Raw genomic sequence first — 18,751 nt, 5'->3', positions numbered from 1 at the left:
GTGTGGAACAGGCATCTTGCCTGTGTGTGGAACAGGCATCTTGCCTGTGTGGGCCTGTGTGTGGAACAGGCATCTTGCCTGTGTGTGGAACAGGCATCTTGCCTGTGTGTGGAACAGGCATCTTGCCTGTGTGTGGAACAGGCATCTTGCCTGTGTGTGGAACAGGCATCTTACCTGTGTGTGGGCCTGTGTGTGGGCCTGTGTGTGGAACAGGCATCTTGGCTGTGTGTGGGCCTGTGTGTGGAACAGCCATCTTGGCTGTGTGTGGAACAGGCATCTTGGCTGTTAAGCTAAAATGCCGAACTCCGGTTAATTAATACCGGCCTACTTAATTGGCAAAAATATAGGAAAATTTAAGTAACAGTAGATTTTGATTGAGAGAGTAGATCGTGATTATTTGGGTAAACGAGCAAATCGATCCATCGGGCATTCTTTATTCTTGCATTGCTTGTTGCGATGAGACTCAAGCGCAGGATTGCCACGAATCTTTTGAGCAGAATTTGACGGCAGAGCAAAAGCAGCAGGGCTGGGTTGCTACCTTGCGGACTGTTAGTTCTTGGGATGAGGTGCCTGTTAATGCTTTGAAATTAAATTGATCACAGCAAGTCATCAGCAGCTTTAGTCTCGCCCTATTTCCGTTCGAGCTCCACGACCGGAAAACTTGCACGTCTGTTTGTCCAAGGCAAGATAACTCGATCGCACATTTCTCAAATTAACAGAGCTTTTGTGAATGTGAAGGTAAAAAGCTGCCATCATTTGGCGCTGCGAGTCTCAGGATTGTGCCCTGCAAGATGCCGGAATTTGGGCGGAAATTTTCGCGCCGGCAGTGCGGCGAACACCCTAGGACGAAAAAGCGTGCAAGTGCGATCCTCTTCGAGGGTTTTGCTAACGATAATTCGCATTTATTAAACAGACTTTAGCATTACTATTAATAGATAAAGCGATTTCAAATTGTCAAGTTAAATTTTTATGGTTGAAACCTTATTTCACGCTTATACCCCTCTAGTTATCTGGACTGGCTTGGGACTGCTGGTGTTTCAGTACATCCCAGTTAATTTTCCCAAGCTGCTGAGCCACTTTCTTTTCTGGATTGGGATACCGCTGCAAATTGTAGTTTTAGCCCGTCAAAGCGATTTTTCGGGTGCTGTGGGATTCACGCCGGCGATCGCCATATTCGTGTTATTTGTGAGTACGAGTTTAGCTTGGTTGACTTGGGTGTTATTGCGCAGGCTGAGTGCGGCCCACATCAAAAAGCCATCTTTTCAGGGCAAAAATTCTCTGGTTAATTTATTTCTTTTCAATTTTAATTCCCTGAAGCGATCGAGCCAAGGCAGTTTTATCCTAGCTGCGATGTTAGGGAATACAGGCTTTGTCGGATTAGCAATCACCCCCTTTATCATCACCAGCGATAACAACAACTGGGCAGTTTTATACAGCGTTACTAACAACGTTATTGGAACTTATTGTTTCGGTGTATTTATGGCTAGCTATTTCGGGAATTCCCAGCTAAAAAATCACTGGTGGACTCCGCTCCGGGACGTGCTAACAGTTCCCGCTCTGTGGGCCTTTTTAATTGGTTTTTTTACGAGAAACATCCCCCTGCCCGAGACAGTGGAATCGGGATTGCAGACGGCAGTTTGGGTAGTAATTGCCAGTGCTTTGCTGCTGGTTGGCATCCGGCTGAGGTCTATTAAGAAATGGGAAAGTTTTGAACTAGCGTTAATTCCGTCGCTGTTAAAAGTGGTAATTGTGCCGGTGCTGATCGGATTAGGTGCTAGTTATTTCGGATTGAGCGGCGATCCGAGGTTAGTGTTGGTGTTGATGTCGGGAACGCCCACAGCTCTTTCCGTGCTGATTTTAGCAGAAGTCTACGAGCTCGATCGCGATTTGTTAGCTAGCAGCATCGCCATCACTTCCGTCGGTTTGCTGCTGATGCTTCCCTTGTGGTTAGCCGGGTTTAGTTAATATTAGCTAAAGTTTTAAATCAGATTGCTCTAAAATTTCGCAGTACAATGAACAATAACTGCACGGAAAAGACGATGACTGAGATAATAACTGCTACAGGTCTGCCTCCTGCATTCCCGGATCATACCCAATTGCCAGACGAAGACGGTACATTTGTGAAAAACTTTCAGGAGCATCCCCAGAGCATCATTCTGACAGATTCGATCGGGCCGGTTGTAGAGCGGCTGCATCCAGATGGACAATATGCGATCGGGCAAGATTGCGGCATTTACTGGCGAGAAACTGACCCGCCAGAGCGAGGTGCAGAAGCACCGGATTGGTTTTACGTGCCGAATGTACCGGCAACACTTGACGGTTTTCGCCGTTCTTATGTACTTTGGCGGGAACACATGGCTCCGTTCATTGCTTTAGAATTTGCTAGCGGTAATGGAGAGGAAGAGCGCGATGGTACTCCCTTGACTGTGGCCGCTGACGGTACCACCACTAAACCGGGTAAGTTTTGGGTGTACGAGAGAATTATCCGCATTCCTTACTACGGCATTTATGAAATGAGAACGGGCAATTTAGAGGTCTATCACCTAATAGATTTTGTGTATCGAAGGATGGAGCCAAACGAACGCGGTCACTATCCCATTCCTGTACTAGATGTAGAATTGGGACTGTGGCAGGGAAGCTATCAAAATCAAGAACTTCTTTGGCTGCGGTGGTGGGATTCGCAGGGGAATTTGCTGTTAACTGGCTCCGAACAAGTTGAAATTGAGCGGGCCCTGGTCGAACAAGAACGGGAAAGAGCCGAACAAGAACGAGAAAGAGCCGAACAAGCAGAGCGAAAAGTCACCCAATTAGCCGAGCGACTGCGAGCAATGGGAATCGATCCCGATGCTGAGGATTGATATAGCAATCCTCGCATCATTTGTGAATTTCTTACTCCCTCCCCTTTCCAAGGGGAGGGCTGGGGTGGGGTAAAAAATTTACGACTCATTTACGTTTGCTATATCAAATTCCCAACACTCTATCTGTAGCGCGAGCATCCCGCACCTTACCCTTTATAATCACAAAAAACAAAGCTGATGGAAACTAAACCACCTCTACCGCCCTTTACGTTGGAAACAGCTAAAGCCAAAGTCCAAGCTGCAGAAGATGCCTGGAATACCCGCGATCCAGAACGAGTAGCCTTAGCTTATACCGAAGATTCTCAGTGGCGAAACCGTGCCGAATTCTTCAGCGGACGGGAACAAATCAAGGCTTTTTTAAGACGAAAATGGGCAAAGGAACTAGATTACCGTTTGCAGAAAGAACTGTGGAGTTTTACAGACAATCGGATTTCTGTTCGCTTCGAGTATGAGTGGCACGATGATTCTGGCCAATGGTATCGCTCCTATGGTAATGAACAGTGGGAATTTGCAGAAAATGGGTTAATGCGAAGACGTGAAGCCAGCATTAATGATGTTCCCATTCAAGAGTCAGAACGGAAGTTTCGATAAAAGTTATCTGTGAGTTGCTTAATGAAGCTTAGACATTTTCTCACCTTTTTAGGAGCTGAAAACCTCTCGCTCGCCAGGGAAAGAGGTGGATGACCTAAAAATGCCTGAAACCCTTGTAAATATTAAATTCATGCCCATTCGAGGTAAAATTCTTTCTCTATCTAGGTTTTAAGCCATTTTGGCTTCAGTTTTTGTCTCAGCCCATTAGCGTAACTTTCGGAATTACTGCTGATTTCTCCCCTGCAACTGAAAACCGCTATATGATGAATTGGGCCCAATCAGTTTCCTAGACCATAGATACCGCGAAATTGGTTGCTGTACAGATAGTCGGCATCTCAATAATAAACTGCGTTCCCTGCTCTGGCGTAGAAAAACACTGTATTTGAGCGCAGTGTTTTTCTAGCAGAATTTTTCTACTGATTGACAATCCCATGCCTGTACCTTTTCCGATTGGCTTAGTAGTAAAAAAGGGAGTGAAAAGTTGTGAACGAACATTCTCAGTCATGCCAATACCATTATCAGCAATTGTGACCCGAATGCCTGAAGCAGTGCTAATGTTGTCATAGGAATTGCCCGGTACGACTTCAGTACGAATCAAAATTTGGGGGTGAAAAACTGTACCATTTTCTCTACTTCCCCGCTCTTCCAAAGCATCTATAGCATTGGCTAAAAGGTTCATAAACACCTGATTAAGCTGACCTGCATAACAGGTCACAAGTGGCAATGCGCCATAGTCTTTAATCACATTAATAGCAGGACGATCTGACTTAGCCTTGAGGCGATGCTGCAATATCATCAAGGTGCTATTAATACCTTCGTGGATATCTACTGATTTGATTTCGGTTTCATCTAAGCGCGAAAAATTTCGCAGAGACTCCACAATAAGGCGAATGCGTTCGATGCCTAACTGCATGGAAGCAAGCAATTTTGGTAAATCATCCATGATAAATGGCAACTCTCCATCTTCTATTTCATGACTAATTTCTGCTTCAGGTTGCGGGTAATACCGTTGGTAAAGATTCAAGACATAGATGAGTTCTTTAATATAGTCGTGGGCGTGCGAGAGGTTGCCGTAAATAAAGTTAACTGGATTGTTAATTTCATGAGCGACACCTGCAACTAATTGACCGAGACTAGACATTTTTTCACTTTGAACTAGCTGGAGTTGTATTTCTTGCAGATCTTTGACAAAATGCTCTAAGGCAAGAGCTTTTTGGCGTTCTTTTTCTTCACTGATACGGAGGGCTTTCTCTACTTTTTCGCGCCGCTCTATTTCAGACTGCAGTTTCTGACCTAGACAAAAACTTCTCAAAGCTGTTAGCACTGTAGTGTATAGCTTTGATGTCGTTAATTCAGTTTTAGTTTTATAGTCATTAATATCGTAATTCATAATAATGCTTTTTTCTGGCACTTGTCCGGGTTGACCCGTGCGTAAAATAATTCGTACTAACTGATTGCCTAGCACTTCCCGGACATATTTAACAAAGTTTAAGCCAGCATCATCTGTTTCCATAATCACATCAAGCAAGATGATGGCAACATCAGGATGTTCTTGAATTAGCTGTGTAGCTTCCTTCGCAGAATAAGCACTAATAAACTTTAAAGATGTGTTTTGGAAAACAAATTTTCTTAAGGCAATATCGGTAGCTGTGTGAACTTGAGCCTCATCATCTACAATCAAAACTTTCCAGCTTTGAGTCGGGGTATCTTCAGATACTTCGTCAGCAAAAAGTAACTCCTCATCTGAGTTAAATCCTTCAGCCAATAGCATTGTTTGAGAGGATTCTTTAGTTAAAAAACTGTAAATATTGTCCATTGCTGCTTACCTATGTTTATTACTGATCTTTTGATTTGGGAAATTACGGTTTTGCATCGATTTGCACGGGTAACTTAATAATAAATTTAGTTCCCACTCCCACCTTACTTTTACATTCTACTTCACCCAGAAGTTTTTGGGTAACTAAGTTGTAGACAATATGCAATCCTAACCCGCTACCCCCCTGACCGCGTTTTGTAGTAAAGAATGGCTCAAAAATTTTACTTAAATTTTCTGGAGGAATGCCTTTACCATCATCGGAATATTCAAAGCTAAGTCGATCCCCATCTTGTTGCCAATCAAAAACGAGCTGACCAGATTCGCCCGGTTCGTAAGCATGAATCAGAGAGTTCATCAGTAAATTTGTGACAACTTGGGATAAAGCACCTGGATAAGAATCTATGGCAATCTTGGTGTCTCCCTTAATTTCGATCGAATGTGTGCTATTTCTCAATGTTGGTTTTAATTGGATTAAAATTTCATCCAGATAATCTCTGACGCCGAAAGTTCGTCGTTCTTCGCTAGAGCGATCGACTGCCACTTCTTTAAAGCTCTGAATCAATGCCGCAGCCTGATTTAGATTGATTAAAAGGGTGTTACTGCTTTGGGTGGCTATATCCAAAAATTCTTCTAATTCGGAGCGCTTCATTTTGCCGCTCTTATAAGTAGAAGTAAAGTCTGTGGTATGTTCTGCTAAAGCTGAGGCAACGGTGACACCAACGCCGATGGGAGTATTAATTTCGTGGGCGACGCCTGCAACTAATCCTCCCAGCGATGCCATTTTTTCAGATTCCACTAGCTGACTTTGAGCCGCTTTTAAAGCATCCAGCGTGTTGGATAATTCGTGGGTGCGATCGCCTACTAATTGCTCTAAGTTTTGATTGAACTCCTGCAAGTTATTGTAGAGTTGGGCATTTTCAATGGAAATGGCTATTTGGGCCGATAACAATTTTAACAGTTCTAGCCTATCTGTAGTAAAAGCTCCTTCTGTCAAGTTATTTTCTAGGTAAAAAATACCTGTCAGCTTGCCTTGGTGCAGCAGAGGAGTGCAGAGAATCGATTTCGGTTGAGTGGCTGCAATATAAGGATCGCGGGTAAATTGTCCCTCTTGGGTGGCGTTATTTAAAAGCACGTTTTCCTGGGTGCGGATGACGTAGTGGACGATCGCACTTGCCAGTTTGGGTGTTTCCCCAGAATCAACTTTTACATTCAGGGGAAGCGATCGCAGCACGCTAACTTCATCCTCCTTCACCGAACCTTCAGCCTCAATCGCCCAGTTTCCCGCTTTTTCTAAAATTAAAAATCCTTTTTGGGCGCCTGCATTTTCGATCGCAATTTTCATCAACCTTTCCAGCAACTTACTCAAAACGATTTCACCCGAAATTGCTTGGGAAGCTTTCATTACTGTGGCTAAATCTAGCGTCTCTCCCAAGCTGTTGCTAGTAGTAGTCCCCCTCGTTGTTTGGTGAAGTTTTGTTTGAGTTGTTGTATTGGCTGATGTTCTAGCTAGGAATTGGGGGTATTTTTTTTCTAAATCCTCAACTTTAGCTATAGCGCCCCAGAGTTGGTAGCTATAATGAGCGTTTTGCATATAAACTTGAGCGATCGTTTCTTTGCCCCATGACAAGTAAAATTTGGCTGCCAGTTCGTAAGCAAGTGCTTCTTCGTTGATGTATTTGTTTTCCTTGGCAAGAGCGATCGCCTTATCGTACATCTCGATCGCTTCTAATTTTTCGCCTAAAACCCGATGCCTTTCTGCCTCTACTAGATAGAATTTATGTAAATAGTTCGTAGGGGCATGATGCGCCCATTTTTGCATCTTTTCCTGATTAGCTTGTACGCGATCAAGAATGTCCTGTTGCTCTAACTCTGGGCGATCGGGATATACCGCCAGCCTTACTAGAGAATCGTAAAAATGGAATAGAGGAATAAAGGGCGATGCTACCACCACGTTTAAATACTTCTCTACTATGGCAGTATTTTCAATCGCTTCTGAGTAACTTTCAAACCAGTAACTAAGTAAAAGTTTGTTCCAATATATGTAATAAAGTCCCGTTTTATCGTTCGCTTGCTGGAGCAGTGACAACCGGATATGCTCATCACAGGCTTCACCCTTGAGAATACAGGGATTTTCAGTTTTTCCAAGCAGATTTAAGATCACCTGCCAATATATTTCTATATAATTAAGTGCTGTTTTTTGCTTGATTTTATGAATAGCATCTCTGTTGATTGCCATCTCTCTTTCAAGAGCAGTCAGTTCTTTCCCGCTAAAGTAAGCAAAACAGGAGTACAGGAATAGACTATAGCCTGCATATTCTACATCTCCTGTCTCCATTCCGCTAGAGTAAACTGACACCAAAGGCTCCAATGTTTCTCTCAGAGGCTCTTTCCAATGTCGGATAAATAGATTTACTATGAAGACAGTCTTGGCTTTGATTTCTTGAGCATTTAACTTTGACAATAGACTTAAAGCTAATTGACCGAACTGATAACCTGAATCAATATCTCCTACTATGCCACAAAGAAGAAGAGCATAATTAGCATAAGCAAACGGAGAAACAGAAGCATTACCATATTGGACGGATAAAGTTACTTGTTTGCACACCGCCAAGGGTACCAGTTCTGGAGCTGCACCAAGGTATGCAGGAGTAAAGATACTTGATAAAAGTCTTATTGTTGCTAATTTATAGGGCTCGGTCATTTGAGGCAGGTCAATTAAATCCTCAATTCGCAAACCATTCAAAATTGCCGCAGTTTCCCCTAGTGCTTGCCCAATATCTGACGGGCTCGGCTGAGAGGGAAACTCTACTTCTAACAGCTTTAAAGCTTGTAGCCCCGTACTAACCGCTTCTAGCAGCCTGTTCTGCCCTATGTAAGCTTGGATCTGGAGTTCATACACTTTAATTTTGTCCAGCAACGTTTTGGCGCAGTTTTGTACTATCTCAACGAATCTCTGCATTCCTTCAACATCACCGCTCAAAAAAACTGCCTCTGCTGCTTCCTGATGCAGCGCTAATGTCAGTTCATACTGACTGTTCCAGCTATCTTCTCCTAACAGTCTTAAACCTACTTGCAAATATTTAACCGCCGACTCATAGGCTGTAGCTGCTTTGGCTTTTTGACCAGCAATTAAATTGAGTTTAGCGATTTCAGTTCGTTCGGATTCGTCGCTAACCAGTTCAATTCCTAGATTCAAATGATCGACGATCGCAAATATCTCTTCCGCTCGTTTCTCTGGCGAGGTATTTTGCCACAGCAGGCGACCGATTTGTAAGTGAACTGTTTTTTTAGAACTTTCTTCAATCAGAGTATATGCTGCTTGTTGCACGCGATCGTGCAAAAACTTATAAGTAGTTATGACTAGATCAGACTTAACGATTTCTTCTTCTGTTACGCCGAGTTCAGAGGTGGCTAAAATTAGTACATCTTGGATTGCTGGCACTAGCTCTTGAAAAGTTTCGGCGGTAGATTTTTCGTTGACTATCGAGAGAGTATTTAAGTCAAAACTATTGCCCACACAAGCGGCTAACCGTAAAACCTGCTGAGTGGAATCTGGCATTTTTCTCAATTTACCGACCATCAACTCAACCACATTATCGGTAATCCCTACGGCTTCAATTTCTGAAATATTCCAATCCCAGTTTCTTTGCCCAGAATTAAAAATCAGGAGGTTTTCTTCATAGAGAGTTCTGAGAAACTGATTGACAAAAAAAGGATTACCTTGAGTTTTACCGACGACTAACTCAGCTAGGAGGATGACTGAGCCTCTATCCCTACGCACAGTATCAGCTATTAAATTAGTAATATGTTCGATATCTAAGGGAGTTAAGGTAATGTGGTTAATAGTCGCGCCTTGATTTTGCAGCGCCTCCAGAGTCATGATTAAGGGATGGGTGGGACTCACTTCGTTATCTCGATAAGCACCCATGAGAAATAAGTATTTTGTTCCCTCATCTGCCATCATTACTTGTAGCAGTTTCAAAGTAGCGGAGTCAGCCCATTGCAAATCGTCTAGAAAGATGACTAAGGGGTGATCTACTGAACAAAACACCCGGATAAATTTTTGAAATACTAAATTAAAACGGTTTTGCGCTTCCGTAGCACCTAACTCTTGCACCAGTGGCTGTTTGCCAACAATGAGTTCTACGTCGGGAATGACATCTATAATGATTTGACCGTTATCACCAAACGCGACTAAAAGTTTTTCTTTCCAAGTGGTGAGTTGCGTTTCGCTTTCAGTTAATAGTTGCTTAACTAATGACTGAAAAGCTTTAACAACTGCCGCATAAGGAACATTGCGTTGAAATTGGTCGAATTTCCCGGCAATAAAATAACCGCTTGCCTTAGTAATCGGTTTATAAACTTCTTGTACTAAAGCTGATTTGCCAATGCCAGAGTAACCCGATACTAACATGATTTCTGTCTCGCCATTGCTGACGCGCTCAAACCCAGCTAGCAAGGTTTCTACTTCTTGTTCTCTCCCATAGAGCTTTTGGGGAATTTGAAACTTATCTGTAATATCTTTTTGGGCGATCGCAAAATCAGCAATCGTTCCTTTAGCCTGTAGTTGTTCCAGGCATTCTTCTAAATCGGCGATGATTCCCCAAGCACTTTGGTATCTTTTTTCAGCAGTTTTTTCTAACAGCTTCATGACAATATCAGAAACTGCTTGAGGAATTTTTGTTTCGGGATTAATTTCATGGGGTGGCACTGCTTGTTTAGCAATATGACAGTGCACTAATTCCATTGCATCGTCGTAATCCCATGGCACTTGCCCCGTTAGCAGTTCGTAAAAAGTGACTCCTAATGAGTAAAAATCAGTACGGTAGTCGATCGCTCGGTTCATTCTGCCTGTTTGTTCCGGCGATATATAGCTCAGAGTGCCTTCTAAAACATTAGGATTTTTTAGGGTAGGATTCTCACGCGATAAGACAGTAGAGATGCCAAAATCTATAATTTGGACTAGCCCTGTTGTCGAGTTAATAATAATATTGCTGGGGTTTATATCTTTATGAATAATGTTATGTTGATGGATTTGGTCTAAAGCTGTGGTTATTTTGATAGCTGTGGACAAAAACTCTTGTAAGGTAAGTTTTTTAGAAGCCAACCACAGCTTTAATGATTCTCCACCACTATCCTCGGAAATAATAACCAAACTGTTCTGGTATCTTTCTAAGCTGTAGGTTTTAGGGACACTTTCTAGGTCAAGATTGCGTGTAATTTCGTATTCCTGCTTGTATCTGACTAACGAAGCTGGCATCGGATAATCTTGCTTGAGAAATTTGAGAATTATCGGTTGGTTGTCTTGCTTTCTCAGACCTCGGTAAACTAAAGAATTGTTACTTTCATGAATTTTGCTGGTAATTTCGTAGCCGGCTAAGTTAATCATCATTGCATTCTCTCTTAAAATATTAATACACCAGTTTTTTAGGAAGTGTCAATTTATAAGTAGATGTATGCTCTGATACCTTATTCTACTCTGCACTTTCCGGAAAACTTAAGCTTTACTAAAAATAATTTTTTTTAACATTTCTTAAAAAAAAGACAAATAAAGATTCATTTTAGCAGGGATCTCGCAGCTTCCTCGAAAAGCAGGCAGAACAGAGTGAAGGGATCTCGCCGTTGGTCTTCAGAGGAGATTTGTAGGGCTTGTTATAGTTACTAGATCGATCGTCAGATATGCCTAGACCCGCTCATAAGTAGTTAAGCAAAATTAATTACATAATTATCTCCAAATTCTTTAAGAATTTTTTCGACATATGAAACAAGAGATTGCCAGCTAGAATAGGCATCTATTTCGAGCCATTCATATTTGATAAACCGCCACAAAATCTCTATTAAATTCAATTCAGGTGAATAAGTAGGCAATTCAAATATAGTTAAGCCGCGTTCTTTCCATTCTTCAAGTTTATCAAAAATGGCATTGCTAGTATGAATAGAAGCTCGATCTACCACAATAAATGTTGGTCGCTCCACTACAGCAAAAAAAGTATCTATACAGGCTATGATTACATCAGAATTAATAGTCTGCTCTGAAACATAAGAATGAAGAGTATTTTGCCGATTCATAATTCCCAAGACATTTAAACGCTTAGTTCTACGACTATCAATTGACAAATATTCGCCAATATCTTGCCATCCATAAGGAACACAAGGTATGCCACAAAATCCGGATTCATCCAAATAGTATAAATCAATTTTACCCTCATCTTCTAATTGTTTTAATTCTGACAAATTTTCTTTTTTTTCCTTGTATTCTATGGGGTCTGGCTTGCCGCCAACACCTCGACGCATTCTATGCCAACTCATCCTTTTTTTTTAATTATTCTCTTAATTGTTTCCGTACTTATATTAACAGACCATTCTGTTTTGATTTTTTGTACTACTTGCTTTAATTGTTTTGGTTGCAATTTTACCCAGTCTCTAATTTGATCTGATTGTGCGGAATTAAATGTTTCTTTTCTGCCTCTACCTGGTTTATTATATAATCCGAGCATTCCCTCATATTCCCATCGATTCAACCAGTTATACATGGTCTTATAACTAACTTTAAAGATTTTCATTAAATTTTCATTTTTGATATTTTGTGAAACAAAAATCAGAAAATGTGCTTGCTAGGCGCACTTGATGATGTCTGCTTTCGCGATAAATTCGGTTTAGCAATTTCAAGAAAAGTGGATTGATATCTCGAAGTAAAAACATATAAAACCTCTTTGAACACAACTTAATATTTTTATTATATCATATTAGTTGTTTGTGTAATTAAGTTTGTTTGACTACTTAGCTGGCTCAATCTCTGGCGTGGCCGATGGTTCCGGTGCAGTTGGTTCCGGTTCGACTGTTTCTGCTGGTGCAGGTGTGGCGGGTTCCAAGAATGCGATCGCGTCAGTCCCGAACTGTGCCTCGACTGCCGTCTTAAACGTGCCGATTTCGGTGGGGTCTACGTGGTTGAGCATTGAGAGTGCTGTACCGACTTGTGCGAGTGCTGACTGGCAAGCTTGCTCGACTGATAGTAGCTGCTGCTGATGTTCTTGCAGTTCGGAGAGTTTGGCTTGTAGCGCTAGGATTTGGGCGTTGGTGGTGTCGATCGCTGTAGCGATTTGGGCGAATTTGGCGGCGAGTAGGTTAGTCATTGTAGTGGTTTCCTATTGGTGTAATAAGTGAGTAGGTGAAGCGGTGGGAGAGTGTTACCCCTCCCGGTTGGTTATTTGCCTAGTTGGCGGCGGCGTGATGCTTTAGTTGCGGTGATCGAGTAATCCCGGTCGATTTCGTTTTCAAAGTCCTCAAAGCTTTCGAGGTAACGATCGGTGAGGAGCAATTCGGGGACTTCGGCAGTAGCTTCGACCCGGATTCCGTATCCTGTGGGTGATTTCGATGTCATATAGATGGTGACTTGAAATTTTCCGAGGCGGTCACTGTCGAGATAAAGTACGGACTTGTAGAATCCGCTAGGGAGGCTCGTACCGCATTTGCTTTGATACTTGAGCTCACCTTGCTGCTGAAGTGCTAAGAGCGCGGTAGATATCAAGCTGTTTTCGATATTCATTTTTCGAGGTTCGGGGTGAGGTGTATGCAGCGAGCGGTTTGTGTCGGTTTCCGTTTCGCTTTGTACTACCATATTAAACTACTGTTAGGCTACTCGTTAAGCGGTATCCTATAGAACTATCTTATACTACCGATTATACACCATAGGTTATCGGTATCTAATTAATTAGTTACTTATGTGGGCGCGGGTAGTAGAATAGGTAGATAATCGTTAGGTAACTGGTATGGCAAAGCAATCTATCCCCGTCTCAAGGGGTGGCAGAATTGAATTAGATACTGGGGAATCGTTTTCGCTGGAGTCCCCAGAAGGTCAAAAGTGGCTCGACATAATCGTTACAGACCCGGAAACAGGTAAGCAGAAAGGGCTATCATTCCGCTACGAGCCGACGGGAGAGTATGGGGCATTCACTGCCCGGAATCAACCGGTGAAGGATATTAGCTACTGGTACGGCTCCCGAAAAGTTGCTGGCGAGGTGCGGAAGGCGTATATAGGGAAACTGGAGAATTTGACGATCGCGAACCTAGAAGAAGTTGCCCAAAAGTTGGCTGAGGAGAAGCCTAAAGCGGTAGACAAAAAGCCTAAAACGGTAGATAAAAAAACAACAGTAGTAGAAGCGCCGGACGATCGGATTGAAGACCGGGAAGCCCAAATCAGAGAAATAGTACGGGAAGAGGTGCGAGAACAAGTACAGCGAGCGATGGAGGCACTGCGGGGAAAATCCCTGGCTTGAGTATTCCTGAGCCGGAATCACCCAAGCCAGATGAATCGGTAGTAGAAACACCGTCGCCTAACTTTTTAGGTGACTTGGAGGCTCAAAGTAAGGCATTGAGGGAGGAATTAGACACCGCTAGGCAAAGACTAGCGGTAGTCGAAAAGCAGATAGCTGATAGTGCCGCCGATCACCAGCAACTCCAAGCCGACCTCGAACGGACGCGGGCAGAACTGGCTAGCAAGTGCGAAGAACTGGAAAAACTCAGAGAAAATCAAGACTCTGACTATAGCGTGCGGGAAGTTACGGGCGAAATCATAGGCATGCTAAGAAAGCTAAAAGTGATACCTAAAGACGCGAAACTGCCTACAATCACCTTCTCAGAGATTGGGGAAGTTCTAAGCAAAGCAGGGAGAAGAACTCATGAGCCAGACTGACTTTGAGCTATTCGATGTGATGATCAAGGAGTCCTGAGACGACACATCCCACGGACATTAGGAATTGATACCCCGGTTAATACCGGGTTTTTTGGCTTGCCCGATCGTCCCAAAACAAAAAGCTCCCCCGACCGAAAATGTCAGGGGAGCTTTTTTACACGATGGGTAATTTGCAATTGGTAATTGGCAGCAGGTAATCTTTGCCCCAATTAAACGCAGTATAGCGGCTCTAAGGTTGTTGTCGATCGTCTCTTTTGCCATACCGCAATTTCAAAAAATAATCAACTTTGTCTATAGCTTCTTTCTCACTTCCTTTTCCTGGGTAGGTGTATCCGTAAGTCAGACACGAAACTTGCCAGCGCTTATGCCAGACAACACATAAAAAGCTGCGGTAAAAAAAAATACTTTTGATCGGCTCGATCGGCTGGATTGGCATATTTTTAGTGATTGGTTATTGGTGATTAAGTATTGGATATCGGGATGCCGATAACCAGCTTACTGGTAGCGCTACGCTGCCAAATCGTCCATAACAACGTAGCGCTCGGTTGTGTTGGCAATGTTCAGCGGGCGATGTTCAGTGGGCCCGCTTCCGTCCCCGTGTCTGTGGCTGGTTCTCCGGGCGATCGGCTAGCCATTGGGCAATTGCTTGCTGGTGCGATCGATCGGTAACATCCCCGCCAACACTTACTAGATGATTTAGCAGTGCGACGTTGTAAAGAATAATGCGCCCGCCCGGATTTCTGCCATAGTGAATGTTCTCCAAAAGTTTATTTTGGCTGCGGTATCGAACGAGCGATCAAACGCTGCAACCTAATATCTGGCAAGCTGTCTCAGTATCGCAAAACTCGTTCATTATTCTCCCTCCCTTAGTTTCTGTCATTGCTGTTCAAATTTTCCTCAAAAATTATGTTGCCACGCCTTACAAATTCCGCAAAGATTGCGTCATAGATGGGGTCAAGAATGAAGTCGGGGAGGAGACGTATTAACTTACTGAGCATCAGTGTTAATCCTTTTCGCTTTGTAGGAATTCTTGAATCTTTGGTAACTGCGAAATCTCCCCGTTGTCGTAGTTTTCAATCAACCACTTTAAAAGGCTTTTTCCATGCCTTGTGTAGCTGCGGGTTGGGTGTTCATTTCCTTCTCCACATTTCAACACTGACTTGATAATTGTGCGGATATTTGCACCCGAGCGGGCGGCATCGGACACGGCGGCAAATAGTTGCGTAGGAGTCAGGTTCGGACACATCTGTCCGAAGCTTTGGATAGTCCAGTCAAAACCAGAAGCCTTGTCTGACAAGGTGTCCGGCTCTGTCTGGTCAGTAGTGTCCGTCGGACTGTCCGATGGTTTTTTCGTACCTAAATCGCATTCGAGCTTATAGATTTGTTCAAGTCGGGCGATGGGGTCAAGATAAGCACTATCTTGCTTTGTTGGCTGGTGATTAGTGGGTTCGGACAGCTTGGGAACTTGCAGGATAAAGCGCTTGTTCAAAGGCATTCCCGGTAACTTAACAACCGCTTCGTAACGTGGTATAGCATCACCAGTTTTAGGGCATTGCTGACCGAGTAATTCGACTTCTAAAAGCGCTTCATCACGCAGTTTTGCCATGCCCGCAGCATTAGCTAGACCCGCCATTGTGCGGGTATGGGAGACGATTAAGCCAAACATTTTAGCTTTCCGAATATCGCTCAAAGCTGATTGAAAAAACTCGCCCGCAGCACTGCATCGCCCCGCCCAATTGGTGAATTCATCACAGCACAAAGTCAGTGTTTGAAACGTCGGGTTAGGTTCAGATTCTATGCGTTTGTACCGCCGCCGAACCTCAGCCGCAAACCATTCAAGCTTGGCGTCGATCGCCTTATAGTCCATCCCGCCATCGACAACTTCGCACCCAGCCCAAGCGCCATAAGCTGCGTGTGGGTCACAGATGATTACCCGATGGCCGGCTTCGAGTCGGCGCTTGACCTCTTGCTCGGCAAAGGTAGTTTTGCCAGAACCGGGTGCACCGTAGATTAATACTGATGGGTAATTGGTTAGGACTGGCATTTTGGGACTGTCCGGCTGTTCCGGTTCGATCGCCCCTGGCGTTGATTGCTGATCAACTTTGTCGCCGGGGTGAGTTGTGCTATCCAGGGTCGCCGTTCCGGTTAGCGCTGGCTGCTGTTGCTGCGGGTCAACTCCAAGCGACTCTAGATAAGCCGTCTCAATCTCTCCCTCAAACGCTACCTCATCCGCTTCTGCCAGCTTCTTATATCTGGTAGCAGTGGTACTCATCTGATAGGCACTTTCAGCAGCAAACCCGAACTCGAAAGCTCGATTTTTATACTGCTTGATTCGTTGCCGAACTGGCTCCTGTTCTTCTTCCTTGCGGGCGATTAACATTGTCGCCACCATGCCCCCAGTAGCTAGCAAAGCAAGCAAGATTTTGATGCCACCGTACCCGCGCTCGATCGCCCGAAACTCTGCTTTCGGTGGCACTAACCAAGCTGGCTGTGATTCTATCCTGTTGCCGATTCTGTATTCAATGCGATCGTTAAAGGGCAAAGCGGTAGCAGTTGCAAAACCGACAATTCCCAAGCCTAATAAACCTGATACAATTGCCTGATTTTTATTGGTTAACATTACTTAACTTGCTCCATACTTGTGCTGCTACGAAACCGACGGTAATTACGATTAATGCAAAGCTGAAAATCAGCAGTTGAGAATTAGCAATAACCCAAGCTAACCAGGCATCCCAATTCGCAGATAACAAGGCAGTCCCGACGGCGATTAGGATTAGTTGCGATCGAAGTTTGGAGGGCCCGTCTGCGGTCAAGCTGTACACAGCCAAGCCCAAGCCAGCGGCGGGGATAAGAATCACAGCAGCCGGAATCAGAGCCGGAATTGCCCGCACGATAAGCGATGCAGACAGTCCCGCGCCGAAGTAACTGCCGAATTCGCCCCAGTTCCCGGTCAAGTTCCAGAATCGTTCGATGTTGCTGACTTCGGGTGTCTGGGTTTGGTTTTGCTGCTCAAACTGTTGGGGAGTTTCTGTGTTTAAATAGTCGAAATCTGAACCAAATTCTGAAGCGTCAAATTCGTGTGAGTACATACAAAAAAGCGGGCCGTCTGACCCGCTGCTACTGTGTGCTATTAGTTGCGACCAGAGAAGAAACCCAGAAGCCCATTTAAGAAGCCTTTCGAGTTGTTGTTCATGCCAGAGTTATCCCCAGCAGAACTGCCTACTACAGCGGGAATTGGGTCGAAGTCTTTGGCATTTATGTAGTTGTTAAAAGCTGTCCGTTTCTGTTGCATTGCTACAGCTTTTTGGGGCGATGCCTGAATCTCTTTCAGAGTCTGCTGAAAGCCGTTTTCTTGAATCTGACCCTTGGCTGTGTGATTCGCCTTAATCAGCAATAAGCGCTGTCTGAAGCCTATGTTTTCGAGGGTCTGGTTTGATGCGCCCTGCACCTTTACAAGTCCCAATTCGTGCTGCAATTTTTGGGTTAAGTCAACAATATGCTGGTCATATTTTGCCCCAGCAACAATTGCTTTCGAGACGTACTTATCAATCTGTGCTACGTCGGTTAGACCGCCTTCAATTGCTTCTGCGGTTAACCTTTCAATCTCAACCTTGTTGCTACGAATTTTGGCATCGTGGCGGTTATACGCAGCCCGTAGCTGTTTCTGGAGGTCAGTAATTTTGGCTGTTTTCGCAGCGTCGTTGACGATAGCAGGGGTCAGGGGCCCCGACTGATACCCGAACTCGCGCCTGACGTGTGCAGCGCCAGAGGTTTTGCCTACTCTGTAATTCAGTTCCATATGAGATAATCTCCTTAGATGAATCCCCCAGCTCTTGCTGAGGGAGGATTATGCGGCCAGCCAATTACTAGACCTCTTGCGAAAGTCTCAGGCGCTCTCTAATTTAGTCTTTAAAGAAAGTTCATAATTATAAATACCAGCGATCAAATTAAATCTTAATCCGAAGCGCCTTCTTCGATTCCGATATCTTGATGAAAGTATTCTAAATATATTTAAACTTCGATGTATATTTTCAATAATAATTCTCTCCTTTGCCAGTAGGCGATTTAAAACTTTTTCTGCTTGACTCAGTTCTTTATTCTTGGTTTTTTTGATAGGGGTTCTACTATTACTATGAATCTTTGTGATTCCTTGATAACCTTTATCACCTCAAAGTTCAAGTTCTTTATTTATCCCGATTTTGCTTTTTTTAAACAAACTAAAATCATGCGTTTTCCCGTTACTAAAAGCTGTACATATTATTTCGTTACTTTTTGTGTTGGCTAAAACTTGCGATTTTATTGTATGATATTTTTGCTGACCACTATAATATTTCTTTTGCTTTTTTTGGGGACGCTCTATTTCATGCTCTGATACATCCACCGCGACAGTTTCTATCTCATTTTGACTTTGATAAAGAATTTTTTTGCCAGGTAAATTAAATAAACCTGATTTTATTAAAGCTTTCTCAGTTCTAATTACAATTCGATCAGCATTTGATTCATTAATACCCCATTTAATTCCCAGATGAAAAAAAGTAGGATATTCTCGCAAATAGGATAATGTCATTAAGATTTGGTCTTCTACGCACAATTTACTTGGTCTGACTGATTTTTTTTGAAAAACTTTTTCTGCTTTGACTATTTTTACCATCTCTTTGAATGTCTCTTGATGTAGTCCACAGTACCGTTTAAAGTCGGCGGGGTTTAACTTTTGTACTTGTTCGTAATTCATCTTATGGGAGCTAATTATTTCTTTTATTTTACCTAGAACGAGCGCACTTTCGCAAGAGGTCT

At 43.4% G+C, this 18,751-nt stretch carries 16 protein-coding genes and 2 pseudogenes; 7 read left to right on the top strand and 11 right to left on the bottom strand.

Annotated elements, in window-relative coordinates; all coding sequences use genetic code 11:
- From ACUVJL_RS21120 to ACUVJL_RS21100, 5 genes are all read left to right on the top strand, one after another.
- Window positions 1-317: hypothetical protein (locus ACUVJL_RS21120; protein ID WP_445247625.1), on the top strand; the 317-nt coding region annotated here is incomplete at its 5' end.
- Between the two features lie 72 nt (window positions 318-389).
- Window positions 390-596, top strand: a complete 207-nt coding sequence (locus ACUVJL_RS21115; RefSeq protein ID WP_333124936.1) for a glycogen debranching protein — start codon at window positions 390-392, stop codon at window positions 594-596.
- A 373-nt stretch (window positions 597-969) separates the two neighbouring features.
- Window positions 970-1,965 carry an AEC family transporter gene (locus tag ACUVJL_RS21110; protein ID WP_445247624.1) on the top strand — a complete coding sequence of 332 codons (996 nt, stop codon included), beginning with the start codon at window positions 970-972 and terminating at the stop codon, window positions 1,963-1,965.
- A 74-nt stretch (window positions 1,966-2,039) separates the two neighbouring features.
- Window positions 2,040-2,858, top strand: a complete 819-nt coding sequence (locus ACUVJL_RS21105) for a Uma2 family endonuclease (protein ID WP_445247623.1) — start codon at window positions 2,040-2,042, stop codon at window positions 2,856-2,858.
- A gap of 177 nt (window positions 2,859-3,035) precedes the next feature.
- Window positions 3,036-3,449, top strand: coding sequence for a nuclear transport factor 2 family protein (locus ACUVJL_RS21100; RefSeq protein ID WP_445247622.1), 414 nt, complete (start codon window positions 3,036-3,038; stop codon window positions 3,447-3,449).
- Between the two features lie 286 nt (window positions 3,450-3,735).
- On the opposite strand, the gene ACUVJL_RS21095 is transcribed toward ACUVJL_RS21100, so the two are convergent.
- From ACUVJL_RS21095 to ACUVJL_RS21075, 5 genes and pseudogenes are all read right to left on the bottom strand, one after another.
- On the bottom strand, window positions 3,736-5,265 hold the full coding sequence (locus ACUVJL_RS21095; protein WP_445247621.1) for an ATP-binding protein: 1,530 nt from the start codon (window positions 5,263-5,265) through the stop codon (window positions 3,736-3,738).
- A 43-nt stretch (window positions 5,266-5,308) separates the two neighbouring features.
- A complete protein-coding gene (locus ACUVJL_RS21090; protein WP_445247626.1) occupies window positions 5,309-10,654 on the bottom strand; it encodes a trifunctional serine/threonine-protein kinase/ATP-binding protein/sensor histidine kinase in 5,346 nt (1,781 codons plus the stop codon).
- 314 nt (window positions 10,655-10,968) lie between these two features.
- Window positions 10,969-11,967, bottom strand: a pseudogene (locus ACUVJL_RS21085) (IS630 family transposase).
- 74 nt (window positions 11,968-12,041) lie between these two features.
- Window positions 12,042-12,398 (bottom strand): hypothetical protein, encoded by a 357-nt coding sequence (locus tag ACUVJL_RS21080; protein ID WP_445247620.1) that lies wholly within the window; start codon window positions 12,396-12,398, stop codon window positions 12,042-12,044.
- A 71-nt stretch (window positions 12,399-12,469) separates the two neighbouring features.
- On the bottom strand, window positions 12,470-12,883 hold the full coding sequence (locus tag ACUVJL_RS21075) for a hypothetical protein (RefSeq protein WP_445247619.1): 414 nt from the start codon (window positions 12,881-12,883) through the stop codon (window positions 12,470-12,472).
- Window positions 12,884-13,034: 151 nt separating this feature from the next.
- Between ACUVJL_RS21075 and ACUVJL_RS21070 the strand changes: the two genes are divergently transcribed.
- Complete coding sequence (locus ACUVJL_RS21070; RefSeq protein ID WP_445247618.1) at window positions 13,035-13,541, top strand: hypothetical protein; 507 nt, start codon at window positions 13,035-13,037, stop codon at window positions 13,539-13,541.
- Window positions 13,538-13,957, top strand: coding sequence for a hypothetical protein (locus tag ACUVJL_RS21065; protein ID WP_445247617.1), 420 nt, complete (start codon window positions 13,538-13,540; stop codon window positions 13,955-13,957). The genes ACUVJL_RS21070 and ACUVJL_RS21065 overlap by 4 nt, the downstream gene beginning before the upstream one ends.
- Window positions 13,958-14,186: 229 nt before the next feature.
- Here the strand turns inward: ACUVJL_RS21065 and ACUVJL_RS21060 are convergent, their stop codons facing one another.
- The 6 genes and pseudogenes from ACUVJL_RS21060 to ACUVJL_RS21035 form a co-directional block, all read right to left on the bottom strand.
- Window positions 14,187-14,393 (bottom strand): hypothetical protein, encoded by a 207-nt coding sequence (locus ACUVJL_RS21060; RefSeq protein WP_445247616.1) that lies wholly within the window; start codon window positions 14,391-14,393, stop codon window positions 14,187-14,189.
- A gap of 138 nt (window positions 14,394-14,531) precedes the next feature.
- Complete coding sequence (locus tag ACUVJL_RS21055) at window positions 14,532-14,720, bottom strand: hypothetical protein (RefSeq protein WP_445247615.1); 189 nt, start codon at window positions 14,718-14,720, stop codon at window positions 14,532-14,534.
- Window positions 14,721-14,960: 240 nt separating this feature from the next.
- The gene (locus ACUVJL_RS21050) at window positions 14,961-16,577 is read right to left on the bottom strand and encodes a hypothetical protein (RefSeq protein WP_445247614.1); all 1,617 of its coding nucleotides are present in this window, start codon (window positions 16,575-16,577) and stop codon (window positions 14,961-14,963) included.
- The gene (locus ACUVJL_RS21045; protein WP_445247613.1) at window positions 16,564-17,046 is read right to left on the bottom strand and encodes a hypothetical protein; all 483 of its coding nucleotides are present in this window, start codon (window positions 17,044-17,046) and stop codon (window positions 16,564-16,566) included. The genes ACUVJL_RS21050 and ACUVJL_RS21045 overlap by 14 nt, the downstream gene beginning before the upstream one ends.
- A gap of 41 nt (window positions 17,047-17,087) precedes the next feature.
- The gene (locus tag ACUVJL_RS21040; RefSeq protein ID WP_445247612.1) at window positions 17,088-17,756 is read right to left on the bottom strand and encodes a hypothetical protein; all 669 of its coding nucleotides are present in this window, start codon (window positions 17,754-17,756) and stop codon (window positions 17,088-17,090) included.
- A gap of 87 nt (window positions 17,757-17,843) precedes the next feature.
- A pseudogene (locus ACUVJL_RS21035) lies at window positions 17,844-18,689 on the bottom strand (IS5 family transposase).
- Between the last annotated feature and the right edge of the window lie 62 nt (window positions 18,690-18,751).

It is taken from the genome of Microcoleus sp. OTE_8_concoct_300 (assembly GCF_031383065.1).
Taxonomy (GTDB): domain Bacteria; phylum Cyanobacteriota; class Cyanobacteriia; order Cyanobacteriales; family Microcoleaceae; genus Microcoleus.
Note: the sequence above shows the minus strand (reverse complement) of the source record. Positions and strands in the feature narration are given on the sequence as shown.